General features: G+C 42.0%; 14 protein-coding genes. 4 read left to right on the plus strand and 10 right to left on the minus strand.

The genetic code is table 11. From position 1 onward, the window contains the following. Window positions 1-85: 85 nt before the first annotated feature. A complete protein-coding gene (locus KXD93_RS01775; RefSeq protein WP_258135143.1) occupies window positions 86-2218 on the minus strand; it encodes a tetratricopeptide repeat protein in 2133 nt (710 codons plus the stop codon). Between the two features lie 323 nt (window positions 2219-2541). Here KXD93_RS01775 and KXD93_RS01780 point away from each other — a divergent pair, with 323 nt between their 5' ends. The 3 genes from KXD93_RS01780 (at window position 2542) to KXD93_RS01790 (ending at window position 5069) form a co-directional block, all read left to right on the plus strand. Continuing rightward, complete coding sequence (locus tag KXD93_RS01780) at window positions 2542-3633, plus strand: aromatic ring-hydroxylating oxygenase subunit alpha (protein ID WP_258135144.1); 1092 nt, start codon at window positions 2542-2544, stop codon at window positions 3631-3633. A 165-nt stretch (window positions 3634-3798) separates the two neighbouring features. Beyond that, window positions 3799-4335: a YceI family protein gene (locus tag KXD93_RS01785; RefSeq protein ID WP_258135145.1), complete on the plus strand. Its 537-nt coding sequence runs from the start codon at window positions 3799-3801 to the stop codon at window positions 4333-4335. 113 nt (window positions 4336-4448) lie between these two features. Next, the gene (locus KXD93_RS01790; protein ID WP_258135146.1) at window positions 4449-5069 is read left to right on the plus strand and encodes an L-threonylcarbamoyladenylate synthase; all 621 of its coding nucleotides are present in this window, start codon (window positions 4449-4451) and stop codon (window positions 5067-5069) included. On the opposite strand, the gene trpA is transcribed toward KXD93_RS01790, so the two are convergent. The 4 genes from trpA to trpD all read right to left on the minus strand — a co-directional run bounded on the left by trpA (window position 5066) and on the right by trpD (window position 8716). Beyond that, the gene (trpA, locus tag KXD93_RS01795; RefSeq protein WP_258135147.1) at window positions 5066-5839 is read right to left on the minus strand and encodes a tryptophan synthase subunit alpha; all 774 of its coding nucleotides are present in this window, start codon (window positions 5837-5839) and stop codon (window positions 5066-5068) included. The genes KXD93_RS01790 and trpA overlap by 4 nt on opposite strands. A 78-nt stretch (window positions 5840-5917) precedes the next feature. Next, window positions 5918-7099 (minus strand): tryptophan synthase subunit beta, encoded by a 1182-nt coding sequence (gene trpB, locus KXD93_RS01800; protein WP_258135148.1) that lies wholly within the window; start codon window positions 7097-7099, stop codon window positions 5918-5920. Beyond that, entirely contained in the window at window positions 7099-7725 is a 627-nt protein-coding gene (locus tag KXD93_RS01805) for a phosphoribosylanthranilate isomerase (RefSeq protein WP_258135149.1), read from the minus strand. The genes trpB and KXD93_RS01805 overlap by 1 nt, the downstream gene beginning before the upstream one ends. A 1-nt stretch (window position 7726) precedes the next feature. Then, a complete protein-coding gene (gene trpD / locus KXD93_RS01810; RefSeq protein ID WP_258135150.1) occupies window positions 7727-8716 on the minus strand; it encodes an anthranilate phosphoribosyltransferase in 990 nt (329 codons plus the stop codon). Window positions 8717-9015: 299 nt separating this feature from the next. Between trpD and KXD93_RS01815 the strand changes: the two genes are divergently transcribed. Continuing rightward, window positions 9016-9987 (plus strand): ion channel, encoded by a 972-nt coding sequence (locus KXD93_RS01815; protein WP_258135151.1) that lies wholly within the window; start codon window positions 9016-9018, stop codon window positions 9985-9987. A gap of 387 nt (window positions 9988-10374) precedes the next feature. On the opposite strand, the gene KXD93_RS01820 is transcribed toward KXD93_RS01815, so the two are convergent. The 5 genes from KXD93_RS01820 to recR are packed head-to-tail and all read right to left on the minus strand — an operon-like array spanning window position 10375 to window position 13334. Further along, a complete protein-coding gene (locus tag KXD93_RS01820; RefSeq protein ID WP_258135152.1) occupies window positions 10375-11190 on the minus strand; it encodes an SDR family oxidoreductase in 816 nt (271 codons plus the stop codon). Between the two features lie 38 nt (window positions 11191-11228). Continuing rightward, window positions 11229-11621, minus strand: a complete 393-nt coding sequence (locus KXD93_RS01825; protein ID WP_258135153.1) for a type II toxin-antitoxin system VapC family toxin — start codon at window positions 11619-11621, stop codon at window positions 11229-11231. After that, window positions 11606-11833 carry a hypothetical protein gene (locus tag KXD93_RS01830; protein WP_258135154.1) on the minus strand — a complete coding sequence of 76 codons (228 nt, stop codon included), beginning with the start codon at window positions 11831-11833 and terminating at the stop codon, window positions 11606-11608. The genes KXD93_RS01825 and KXD93_RS01830 overlap by 16 nt, the downstream gene beginning before the upstream one ends. Before the next feature lie 48 nt (window positions 11834-11881). After that, window positions 11882-12715 carry a glycosyltransferase family 2 protein gene (locus KXD93_RS01835; RefSeq protein WP_258135155.1) on the minus strand — a complete coding sequence of 278 codons (834 nt, stop codon included), beginning with the start codon at window positions 12713-12715 and terminating at the stop codon, window positions 11882-11884. Between the two features lies 1 nt (window position 12716). Continuing rightward, entirely contained in the window at window positions 12717-13334 is a 618-nt protein-coding gene (gene recR, locus KXD93_RS01840) for a recombination mediator RecR (RefSeq protein ID WP_258135156.1), read from the minus strand. Window positions 13335-13377: the final 43 nt, after the last annotated feature.

A 13377-nucleotide genomic window follows, 5' to 3' on the forward strand; every position in this document is an offset into this window, starting at 1 on the left:
CTTAAGTCAGTAGTATTGAGTCTTGAGTCAAAAGTCAACAGTTAGAAGTATTTTGGGCTCCCGACTTCAGACTCGAGACTTCCCCTTATCTGCAATACCGGGCCAGGTCATCAACAGCTTCCTTCGAGCCAAGTTCCTGTGCTCTTTTTAAATCTGTACAACCGCTTTTATCGTTTTGGAGTAGCTTTGCCATTCCGCGTGCCAACCAGGTATCAAAGTTATGCGGGTTCATTTCAACGGCCTTGTCCAGGTCCTTTAAACCGCTATAATAATCCTTCATTACAATCTCGGCTTTTCCGCGTAAAACGTAGTTCATTTCGTCCCGGGGGCTAACTTTCATGGCTTGCCTGAAATCACCGTTCATAGCCGAGGTATCATTGGTATAAGCCTCTGCAAGACCGCGATAGGCATAGGTTTTAACGTTATCCGGGTTGATCAATAATACGCTGATGTAATCATAAACGGCACCTGCATAATTTTTCTGGATCATTTTTAGGTTGCCTCTTGAGAAGTAAGCGTCATCGTTGTTCTGATCCTTTTCAATGGCCTTGTTTATATCTGCAGTAGCACCGTCATAATCTCTCAGGCCTAACTTAACGCCTGCACGCCCGCTGTAAGCTACAGAAATTGCATTTGAGTCCACGGCAATAGCCCTGTCAAAATCAATTATTGCCGAGCGATTGTCACCTAATCCCGCATAGGCATTGCCTCTAAGTACTAATACCTTGCCATTTTTTATAGACGGGGTGATAACCCTGTTCAATAAGTTAATGGCCTCGTTGTATTGCCTGTCATCAATTAATATTTTACCCAGGCGAATGTAGGCATATTGGTTTTTAGGATCCAGTTCAATCTGGCGCTTATAATCTGCAATAGCGCCTGTTTTATCGCCCATCCGGCTTTTAGCAAGGCCCCGGTTTAAATAGGCATTGGAATTGTTTGGGTACATCTCAATCGCCTTGTTAAAATCGGTAATTGCCCCCGGATAGTCTGACATCATGATTTTTACCTCACCACGGCCAAAGTATGCGTCTGTATTTTTAGGATCAATACGGATAGCTGCATTATAATCTTCCATTGCACCACTGGTGTCCTGGAGATATCTTTTTGCTTTTGCGCGGATTAAGTAAGCATAGCCGTCTTTATTTGTGCCATAATTAACGGCATTGTTTGCATCATCAAGAGCTCCGTGATAGTCTTTTTGGTCGATTTTCAAATCAGCCCTGTTTTGGAATGCTTCGGATAAATGGGCATCAATATCAATGGCTTTGTTATAATCAGCCATGGCAGCATCCTTGTTTTCCAATTTGCTTTCAGAAACACCGCGATATAGATAGAGCTCTGCATTATTTGGATCCTGTGCAATAGCCTTGTCGAAATATTGAATAGCTTCCTTATTATCCGAGCTGTTACTGATAGCTTTTGCTAAATAATAATATAAGTTATGCAAACCCGGGTTCATCGCCACAACTTTTTTATAATCTTCAATTGCTCCCTTATAATCGCGGATATTAGTTTTGGTATTGCCACGGTAAAAAATAGCCTCCGAATTGGATGGGTTCATCCGGATAGTAGTATTGTAATCTGCTATTGCTCCATTATAATCGGCAAGGGTACTTTTTGAATTTGCCCTATAATAGTATATGTCTGCATTATTAGGATTTAACCTTACAGCGATGTCGTAATCTTTAATAGCGCCATTATAATCGCCCACGTTGGTTTTGGCAACACCGCGGTATTCATAAAGCTCAGGATTATTTGGTGCAAGCTCAATGGCTTTGGTAAAATCTTCAATAGCGCCTGCATAATCTGATGAATTAACCTTGGCATTTGCGCGGTAATGGTAAATATCTGATTCGTGAAGCCCTAAAGCAATGGCCTTGGTATAGTCGTCAATTGCGCTTTTGTAAGCTTTTATGTTGCTGTTGGCATTTGCACGGTAATAATAAGCATTAGCATTACCCGGATCAATAGCTGTTACTTTGGTATAATCATTAACAGCCTCATCAAAATGGTTACTATTGCTGTAAGCGTTGCCGCGATATAAATATGCTTTTACGCTGTTGGCGTTCAGGTCAATAGCCTTGGTAAATTCAGCAATTGCAGCAGGGTAGTCTTTTTTTGCCGCCAGGGCGTTAGCCACCTTCAAATGTTCGTCGGAAGTTTGAGCTAAGGCCAGGAATGGTAAAAATGAAACTATAATTAAAAGTCTTTTCATAATTATATTATATCAACAATTGGCAATAAATAAGCCAAACATTATTTACTTTCTAAACTGAATGATAAAACGTTTCCTTAGTGAGCCAATTTAGTGCCCCAAGATATGGAAAACGAAGAAAAAATAAACTCAAAGGCTAAAAGCAGGGCCTTTGTGTAATTTTTGCCCCTTTTGTTACCCGGAGGTGTAATACGCAAATATCCGGCAAATTGTTATCTTTTAAAAAGTAGGGGATAGTTTTCTCACTTTGGGGATTTATAATCCCTGCCTAATTAAATGATTTTACTTTAACTTGCGGTATCAATTCATCTTTAACCAATATTATGCCCCAGTTTTTCGTCGACCCGGATATAGCCAAAGCTAAAACCTTAAATGCTGATTTTTATACCAGCCGGGAAGTGTTTGAACAATGCCGCGAAAAGATCTTTAGTTCGTCATGGCAGTTTATTGGCAGCGATGAATTACTGAAGAACGGTGACAATGCTTACCCTTTCACATTGCTGGAAGGGTACCTGGATGAACCGCTTTTGCTAACGACCGACAAAGCAGGAAATACCAATGTACTATCAAACGTTTGTACGCACCGCGGCAACCTGGTTGTTGAAAAGGCCTGCAAGCTAAATAACCTGCGTTGCCGTTACCACGGGCGCATGTTTAACCTAGACGGTAAGTTTGTGTCCATGCCTGAATTTAAGGAGGTTGAAAACTTCCCGGCAGAGGAGGATAACCTGCCCAAACTGGAGTTGTTTAAATGGGAGCGTTTGCTGTTTACCACAATGGATAATAAATACCCAAAGGAACTTTTTTTCAGGGACATGATGGAAAGGATAAGCTGGATGCCTTTAAGTGACTTTAAGTTTAAGCCCGAATTGTCAAGGGTATTTAATGTGAAAGCTAATTGGGCGTTATATTGTGAAAATTACCTCGAGGGTTTCCATATCCCATTTGTTCATGCCGGATTAAACGCGGTGATAGATTTTGGCGAATACGCCACCGAATTGTTTTTCCCATATTCCAGTTTGCAATTGGGCCTCGCCAAAACAGCGGATGATTGTTTTGACCTGCCGGAGTCGTCGCCTGATTACGGTAAAAATCTGGCGGCCTATTACTTTTGGGTGTTCCCCAATATGATGTTTAATTTTTATCCATGGGGATTGTCAGTTAATGTTGTCGAGCCGGTTGCTGTTGATGAATGCCGGGTAAAGTTCTTTTCCTATGTATGGGATGAATCAAAACTGGACAGAGGGGCAGGGGCAGGGCTTGACAAGGTTGAACAGGAGGACGAAGAAATTGTGGAGAATGTTCAGCGTGGCGTAAAATCAAGATTCTACAAACATGGCCGCTATTCCGTTACCCGGGAGCAGGGTACACACCATTTTCACCGGATTCTTTCAGAATTTATGAATAAACAGTGAACTTTTTGATAACAGAAAGTTAATCTCCATAACGCCAACAAAACTGTAGTTTGGCTGTTACTAAATCACATTGTAAACTAAATGTAATATTGAAATATAAATTAGATGTTTAAACATCTATTATGTACATTTGTTCTATAAAACAATCATTAAAAATTAAAAGTCATGGCAACAGCAACAAAATGGGTTCTTGACCCAATGCACTCAGAAGTACAGTTTAAAGTTAAACACTTAGTTATATCAACAGTTAGCGGTTTCTTCAAAAGCTTCGAAGGAGCGCTTGAAACCTCTAATGACGATTTTGAAGATTCAGAAATTACTTTCGCTTTAAATATCGACAGCATCGATACCAACCAAACACAAAGAGATGAGCACTTAAAATCAGCTGAATTTTTTGATGCTGCTCAATTCCCGCAGATCACATTCAAATCAACCTCTTTCAAAAAAACAGGTGATGACGAATTTGCACTGGTAGGTGACTTAACCGTTAAGGGTGTTACCAAATCAGTTACATTGGCTGCTGAATTCGGTGGTTCAACTGATGATTTCTACGGAAATACCAAGGCTGGTTTTGAAGTAACAGGTAAAATCAACCGTAAGGATTTTGGTTTAACCTGGGATGGCGTTACCGAAGCAGGTTCAATTGTAGTAGGTGAGGATATCAAATTGCTGATCAACGTACAGTTTGCAAAGCAAAAATAATCTTATTTCGGATTTCGGAATTTCCATTTCGGATTTATAAAAAAATGAAACCATTCTGTAAAAAGGATGGTTTTATTTTTTAACAATACTGTACCGTATATTTGCAGCACATCATGCTTATTAAAATCTACCCCCAAAATCCAAATCCAAAGGCCATCGAGCAGGTTGTGGAAGTGCTCCGTAAAGGCGGCCTCATCATTTATCCAACAGATACCGTTTATGGCCTTGGCTGCGATATTACTAATCACCGGGCTATTGAGGCTATCTGCAAGATCAGGAACATTAAACCTGAAAAGGCTAACTTTTCCTTCATTTGTTCTGACCTGAGCCACATTTCGGATTATATTAAACCGATTGATAATACCACGTTCAGGGTGTTAAAAAAGGCGCTGCCGGGTCCGTTTACGTTCATATTTAATGCAAATCATAACGTGCCCAAGCTGTTAAGCTCCAATAAAAAGACAGTCGGGATCAGGGTGCCGGATAATGATATTGCCCGGGAGATTGTAAGGCAATTGGGTAATCCTATCCTCTCAACCTCCATAAAGGATGATGACGAGATCATTGAATATTCAACAGACCCTGAACTGATTCACGAAAAATATGAAGACCTGGTAGATCTTGTAATCGACGGTGGCTACGGGGAAAATATCCCGTCGACCGTAGTGGATTGTACCGGCGGCGACTTTGAAGTTATTCGTGAGGGTAAGGGGGAGTTGGAGTTGTATCTCTAATAAGGTCTTATCGCCTCAATAAATCCCGGAATCTTCTCCAAGTACCCCTCTGTCCCTAGAAGCTTAACAAAAGCGCTACCCACAATTGCTCCGCTTGCGTATTCACAGGCTTTGCTGAACGATTTATTATCTGAAATTCCAAAGCCGATGATCGCCGGATTCTTTAGCTGCATAGCCTTTATCCGCTTATAATAATCCTCAATGTTAACCGAAACCTGCAAATTGCCGCCTGTGATAGATGACGACGAAAGCAGATAAATAAAGCTGTTGCTCAACTCATCTATCTTGCGGATTCGCTCTTCAGATGTTTGCGGCGTTACCAGGAAAATATTGCTTAGTCCATTCGCTTTAAAAAAATCAGCGTACAAAGTTTCATACTCGTACATTGGCAGATCGGGTACGATAACGCCATCTACACCAACCACGGCGGCTTTTTTACAAAAGCGTTCAACGCCATACTGGATCATTGGGTTTGCATAACCCATCAGCAGTATTGGGATAGTTACCCGTTTACGCAGGTCGGCTAATTGTTCAAAAAGCAAATTAAGGGTCATACCAGCTTCAAGCGCTTTTTCGGAACTATGCTGGATAGTGGGGCCATCAGCAACCGGGTCGGAGTAGGGGAAGCCTACTTCTAAGAAATCTACCCCGGCCCTTTCCAAAGCTTCGGCGATATCAAGGGTTGTATTTAGTTCTGGATAGCCTGCTGTATAATAGATAGACAACAGGTTATCTTTTTTTGTATTGAAAAGTTGGTTTAAACGGTTCATGTTTGTTAGTTCATGGTTGGTGGTTCATTGTTCATGGTAGTAGTTGCTATGAACTATCATCCATGAACTATGAACTAATTAGTATCCAAAATATTTAATATACGTGTCCAAATCCTTGTCGCCGCGGCCTGAAAGGCAAATAACTACGTTGTCATTTGGTTTGAATTTCATTTTTTCAAGATAAGCTATTGCATGTGCCGACTCAATGGCGGGGATAATTCCTTCCATCTGGCTGCAAAGCAGACCTGCCTGCAAAGCTTCATCATCCGTAACGCTTACATACTGCGCCCGGTTGATCTTAAACAAATGCGCATGCTGCGGGCCAATGCCCGGATAATCCAGCCCCGCTGAAATAGAATAAGGCTCAACAACCTGCCCGTCGTCCGTCTGCATCAATATGGTGCGGCTGCCATGTAAAACTCCCTCACGACCCAGAAAAGTGGTAGCTGCAGAATGGCCGCTGTCTACACCCTTGCCTGCTGCTTCCACGGCAACCAATTTCACAGATTCATCATCCAAAAAATGGTAGAACATACCCATGGCATTGCTGCCACCACCCACACAAGCCATTACATATTGAGGCAGTTCGTTACCGGTATGTTCCAGCAATTGTTTTTTAGTTTCTTCGGAGATAATTGACTGAAAGCGTGCCACCATATCAGGGTAAGGATAGGGGCCAACTACCGAACCGATGATATAATGTGTATCAACAGGGTTGCCAATCCAGTCGCGCAAGGCTTCATTGGTGGCATCCTTTAATGTTTTACTGCCGGATGTAGCAGGAACAACCTTTGCACCAAGCATTTTCATGCGCGATACGTTGGGAGCCTGGCGCTCCATGTCTACCTCGCCCATGTAAACTACACACTCGATACCCATCAGCGCGCAGACCGTAGCGGTTGCAACACCATGTTGACCAGCGCCGGTTTCGGCAATAATGCGTTTTTTGCCGAGGCGCTTAGCCAGCAGGATCTGCCCGATGGCATTATTTATTTTGTGCGATCCGGTATGGTTCAAATCCTCACGTTTAAGGAATATGTTGGCGCCGTATTTTTCAGAATACCTTTTAGCATGATACAAAGGCGACGGCCTGCCTACATAATCCTTTAAAAGCTGGTTAAACTCCGCCTTAAACTCATCATCATTGATGATGGTTAGGTATTGCTGGCGTAATTCTTCCACATTGGGGTAAAGCATTTCGGGGATATAAGCTCCGCCAAAATCACCATAGTACCCTTGTCCATTAACTCCGTATTTCATTAGTCTGCGCTTTGTTTTATTGTATTAAATGCTTTTTCTAATTTTTCTATATCCTTCATACCCGGTGAGATCTCAAATTTACTATTGAGGTCGATGCCGTAAAATTTAGGATGATTGATATATTTTACTTCTTCAATGTTTTCCGGGCTAATGCCCCCGCTTAAAAAGAATGGAATCTCCATGTCGTATTTATCAAGGATGCTCCAATCGAAAGTTTTGCCGGAGCCGCCATGCTGGTCTGTTTTGGTATCGAACAAAAACATATCGACCTTGTTTTTATACTTGGTAAGTTGCTTGAAATCAAAACCATTATTTACCCCAAACGCTTTGATCACGATGGCTTTATCCCTTAACGATTTACAGAATTCCGGGCTTTCATCGCCGTGCAGCTGAATAAAATCAAAATCATATTTGTCGATGATCTTATTAATGGTTTCGGCATTTTCATTAACAAAAACAGCTGTTTTATTTATTGTTGACGGGATACTTTCAAGCGCCTCTATTTGCAATTCACCCACAAATCGTGGCGACGGCCCATAAAATATGAATCCCATATAGCCCGGTTCCATTGCTGCAACCGCCTTTATGTTCTCCGGATCGCGTAAACCGCAAATTTTTATCTTCATTTTAGTTAGCCACTAAAGTTTCAAAGCTTTTTAAAGCCTTTTTGCCAATTAATGATGCTTCAGCCTCGTAAAAACAATCAGCAAAGCTTTTTTTGGGGTTGATTGTGTTGATAGCCAAAGCGGCATTACATAAAACCACGTTGGTTTGGGCAGATGTAGCTTTGTTGTTCAATACTTCAACAAAAATATCTGCAGATTCACTTACCGAACTGCCGCCCAGAATTTCACTAGGATTCAGCTTAGCGAAACCAAGCGCCTCAATGCTGTTAATCTTTTCGCCGGCACCCGAGAATGTCTTAAAGTCACATGTTAGTGACACCTCATCATAACCCTCCAGAGCATTTACAATGGTGTATTTAACATCTGATTTTTGGTACAGGTAGGCATAAACCCTCGCAAGCTCCAAATTAAATACACCAACTAATTGGTTTTTAGGCTTAACGGGGTTAACCAGCGGGCCAAGCATATTGAAAAATGTCTTTACGCCAAGTTCCCTGCGGATAGGAGCAACCGTTTTCATAGCCGGGTGGAAAAGCGGCGCATGTAAAAAACAGATGTTTGCTTTATCAATATCAGTTTTTAGCTTATCGGTATCATTGGTAAATGTGCAGCCTAAAAACTCCATCACGTTTGACGATCCGCAGCCTGAAGAAACACCATAGTTACCGTGCTTGGCAACCTTGTATCCTGCGCCAGCTACTACAAATGAAGCGAGGGTAGAGATATTGAATGTATCCTTACCATCGCCACCGGTTCCGCAAAGGTCAATTACCTGGTCGGTTTCCAAATCAATGGGTAAGCAAAGCTCGAGCATGGCATCACGAAAACCTTCCAGTTCATTAACGGTAATGCTGCGCATGCAGTAAGCCGTCATAAAAGCAGCCATTTGCGAATTGTTGTATTTGCCCTGTGCGATAGCGGTCAAAATTTCTTTTGATTGCTCGCGGGTAAATGTTTTGTGTTCAAAAAGATGATTTAAGATCTGTTTCATAAGCCCCTAACCCCTAAAGGGGAATTTAAAAGGTTAATTATATTAATTAAATACCTCCCCGTAATTCACTCCCCCTTTAGGGGGCCAGGGGGCAAAAAAAAGGGTTGCCGACTATGGCAACCCTTCTGAATATTTTGAAAAAACAAAAATGGAATTGCCTTACGATTACTCGTTAAGCCACCACCAATTGTTGTTTATTATTTTCATTATTGTTTTGTACGACAAATATGTAAATAGTTTTTACTAAAAGCAAGCAGAATGATATTTTTACAAAAACATAAAGCCAATGCGGCTGAAATATGGCAAAATCGGAACGTAAAATAAACCCAGAAGATGATCTTGGCTTTGGCCCGCAGCCTGTAATAAAGAACCAGCCCCTGATGAATAAAGATGGTTCTCCAAATGTAAGGCGCGTTGGATTACCTTTTTTTAATACGGCCAATAACTATCATACCCTGATAACCATGAGCTGGCGCAAATTCTGGCTGCTGGTAATTACATGCTACCTGTTGGTGAATATAATTTTTGCGTTTATTTACATGTCGTTCGGGCCGAACGGTTTAGACGGGACTTCGGGAAATACCACGTTTAACCACTTTATGGATTCGTTCTTTTTTTCGGCGCAAACTATGTCGACTGTTGGCTATGGTCACATCAGCCCGAAGGGGATGGGTACAAACAGTGTGGCCGCATTGGAATCGATGATGGGCCTGCTTGCCTTTGCGTTAGCTACCGGCTTATTATATGGGCGTTTTTCAAGGCCATCAGCTCAAATTGTATATAGCAAAAATATATTGGTGGCGCCTTACATGGGTACGGGTAGAGGGATTATGTTCCGCCTGGCAAACCTGCGGCGTAATATGCTGATCGACCTGGAGATAGAGATCATCTTCTCCTACAACGAGACCGTGGATGGTAAAACAACCCGCCGTTTTTATCCGCTTGAGGTAGAACGCAGTAAAGTGAGTGTGCTTACCTTGAACTGGACAGTTGTGCATCCGCTTGACGAAAATAGTCCAATGATCGATATGAGCAAAGAAGATATGATAAAATCCGAAGCCGGCTTTGCCATATTATTGAGGGCGTTTGACGATACTTTTTCACAAACCGTTCACTCCCGTACCCAATACCAGGGACACGAGATTATTTGGGGTGCAAAATTCAAACCTGTTTTTGACCGGGACGAGATGGGGAGAATTGTATTGGATTTGAGTAAGATTAGTGACTATGATATGTTTGAGCTGGAAAAGGTAGGGGAGGCTGTGGGGTAAGTATAATTATTTTAATATTGTCATTGCGAGCGATAGCGCGGCAACCTCGTCGTAAGCATGGCGAATATGCATGGCGACGAGGTTGCTTCGTCGTTCCTCCTACCCATGACAAGTTATATTCACTTGGGGTGGGGTGTCACACTGAGGCACTCGAAGTGCGACGTGCGCAGTGGCCTATCCGCGTGCTCAGCAGGTGCAGAGGCCTTTGCCCACATGCTTCGAGTGCCTCAGCATGACACCCCTAACGTGCGCAGTGGCCTATCCGCGTGCTCAGCAGGTGCAGAGGCCTTTGCCCACATGCTTCGAGTGCCTCAGCATGACACCCCTTTTCTTGTCATTTCACTCTCGTAATCCAGCGGATTTTTAAACACGCAATGACAATGGGGTTTATCTCAATAACGAATCTCTTTCCTTAGCCATCTTATTAAAAACCAACTTATCCAGTAGTTTAGGGAAGAACTTGCCGATCAGCACAGTCAGCTTACCTTGTCCGGTCATAATTAAAGTTCGGGCTTTGTTTTCAACGCCGTTAACAATGATCTTCGCAACTTCGTCGCTGGTCATCATGCTTTCTTCGTTTAAAGTGCTTTCCCTTTGTTCCTTGCCCTCTTTGTTTAAAGCGGTATTACGAATGTTTGATGCCGTAAACCCGGGGCAGGCCGTTAAAATATGAATCCCGGTTTTTAAATTTTCAACACGCAATGCATCAAGAAAGCCGTTCATCGCAAATTTTGATGCAGAATAACCTGTACGGCCGGGTAAGCCTTTATAACCTGCTATTGATGAAACGCCAACAATTGTTCCTTGCGTTTTCAGTATTTCGGGTAAGGCATATTTGGTGCAATAAACTGTTCCCCAAAAGTTTACATCCATTACCGATTTTAAAACTTTAACATCCGTATCGTTAAATAAGGCACGCATAGAGATCCCTGCATTATTGATCAATATATCCACACGTTCAAATGTAACGAGCGCTTGTTTGATCAATAGCTCGCAATCGGCCTCAACAGTTACATCGCATTGCACGGCAATAGCCCTGATCTTGTATTGTTGTTCAAGCTGTTGGGTGATGGTACAAAGGTTTACGAAATGCCTTGCACCCAGTACAAGGTTAGCGCCGCGTTTGGCAAATTCAATAGCAAGTGATTTTCCGATGCCCGAAGATGCGCCGGTTATAATAACAATTTTACTGGTAAGGTTCATAAAATAGAGGAGCGCGGCTCACTGGAAATATTTGGTGATTATAATTCTATTACTTGTAATGAGTCAATTCTGTCGAAATGTTTTCTGTTTAATGTAGCACAAGGTAAGTCATTTGAAATTGCGGTTGCCGCTATGAAAAGGTCGGCAAGATCTATTTGTTTACTTTTGGTCTTTAGTACAGCGTTAATATTGACCGCTTCTTTTGCAGTTGATCTATCAAAAGGTAAAACACGAACGTTGTCTAAAAAAGCCTCCCAAAATTTAAATTGTGCTGGTGTCGCGCCCGAATAGATCTCGTATTCGGTTATTGCCGAAATACAAAAATCATATCCCTGCTCGAATAATTTCACAAATGCCGAATTAGGTTTGTTTGTTTTTCTAAAGTAATCGATAAGGATAGAGGTACCCGCCAAAACTATTTTGTCCGCCATTTATTTATAGCTGTTCTGGTTTTAGCAATTTCTTCTATTTGCTCTTCTGAGAAGGTAGGTCCGCCTAAAAGGAGAGTTTCAAAATCGCTCCGTTTATTTGCCGATGTTGTTTGTTTTTCGATCTCTGCTTTAAGAATGGATGGTTTGCTTCCGGGTAGATTCTTAACGATCTTCAGTAATTCATCAAATTCGATATTAATCGTGGCTTGCATATATCAAATTTAGCAAGATTTTACCACAGTTCAAACCGGCTTGCAAAATCATTTAACTTCATAAGTAGAAGGGAACAATTGCGGTATGCCCTTTACTTTTATTTCAGGCACCCTTATTAAATATTTGACGGCGAATATAAACATCGCGCCATAAAAATACTTAATGTAATCCCAGCTAAATTTCGATAAGCGGAGGCTTTCGAAGTTAATGATATATGTTTTTGGGAAGTAGTAATTTTTAAAGCCTGCAAGCCTGATGCGGTAGGACAGGTCTATGTCGTGCCCAAACATCAGGAAGCGTTCGTCAAACATGCCGGCTTCATTTAACGCGGTTCTGCGCAACATCATGCAGGCACCGTTTAGAATATCCACCTCGGATTCGCGGAACTCTTCCACCCAATCCTTACGGTTACGGTCATATAAGCGGGTCTTTGAAAGGTGCTTGGCAAAACCAATCATTTTCAGGAAGGCTCCCCATGTGCTTGTTAAGCCGTGGATAGATTCCGGTAAAAAACGCCCCTGCGGACTAAGCATCCTGATTCCCATTCCGCCTGCATCGGTGTGGGTATCCATAAACGCAACCATCTTTTCAACTGAATCCCTGATTATTATTGTATCCGCACTGACTATTAAAATATACTCTCCTGTACAAGCCTCTAATCCCTGGTTGTTGGCTTTGGCTACACCAAGGTCTGTTTCATTTACAATTACCTTTAAACCAGGGAAGTTATTCGCCAGCATGTCAAGAGAATGATCTGCTGATGCATTGTCTACTATAATTAATTCATAATCAATGCTTTTACAAGCGTCAATTAAAGAATTTAAGGCCTGTTTTAACATGATACAGGCGTTGCGGTTTACAATAATAACAGATAGCTTCATATTACCTCGACAATGAATTGGTGTACGGAACACGCGTAGCTATCGATCGCCCCAGGGTGATTTCATCTACATACTCCAATTCACCACCAAAAGCTATGCCACGCGCTATTGTCGAGATAGTTATGTTGAAAGATTTTAAGCGTTTGTCTAAGTAAAATATAGTGGTATCGCCCTCCATGGTAGCGCTAAGGGCGAAAATAATTTCCTTAACATCATTTTCCTTAAGGCGATCCAGTAACGAGTCTACTTCAAGATCTGAAGGACCGACGCCATCCATTGGAGATATTAAGCCACCCAGTACATGATAAACGCCATTATATTGATTGGTATTTTCAATCGCCATTACATCACGGGTATCTTCGACCACACAAATGATGCTGCCATCCCGTTTTGGGGATGAGCAGATCTCGCAAACGGGATGATCGGAAATATTCAGGCAAACCCTGCAAAACTGGATCTCGTTGCGCAGCTTACTGATGGTTGAACTAAATTTCGCCACATCATCCTTATCCTGGCTAAGCAGGTGTAAAACCAAACGTAGCGCAGTTTTTTGACCCACGCCCGGCAATTTCGCAAATTCGCCTACAGCATCTTCCAGCAACTTTGATGAAAAGTTCATGTTGCGAATTTAAAAAATAATAGGTAAATCGCTCAGGGTTCAT

The sequence above is a fragment of the Mucilaginibacter phenanthrenivorans genome, assembly GCF_024721155.1.
GTDB classification, from domain to species: Bacteria; Bacteroidota; Bacteroidia; order Sphingobacteriales; family Sphingobacteriaceae; genus Mucilaginibacter; species Mucilaginibacter phenanthrenivorans.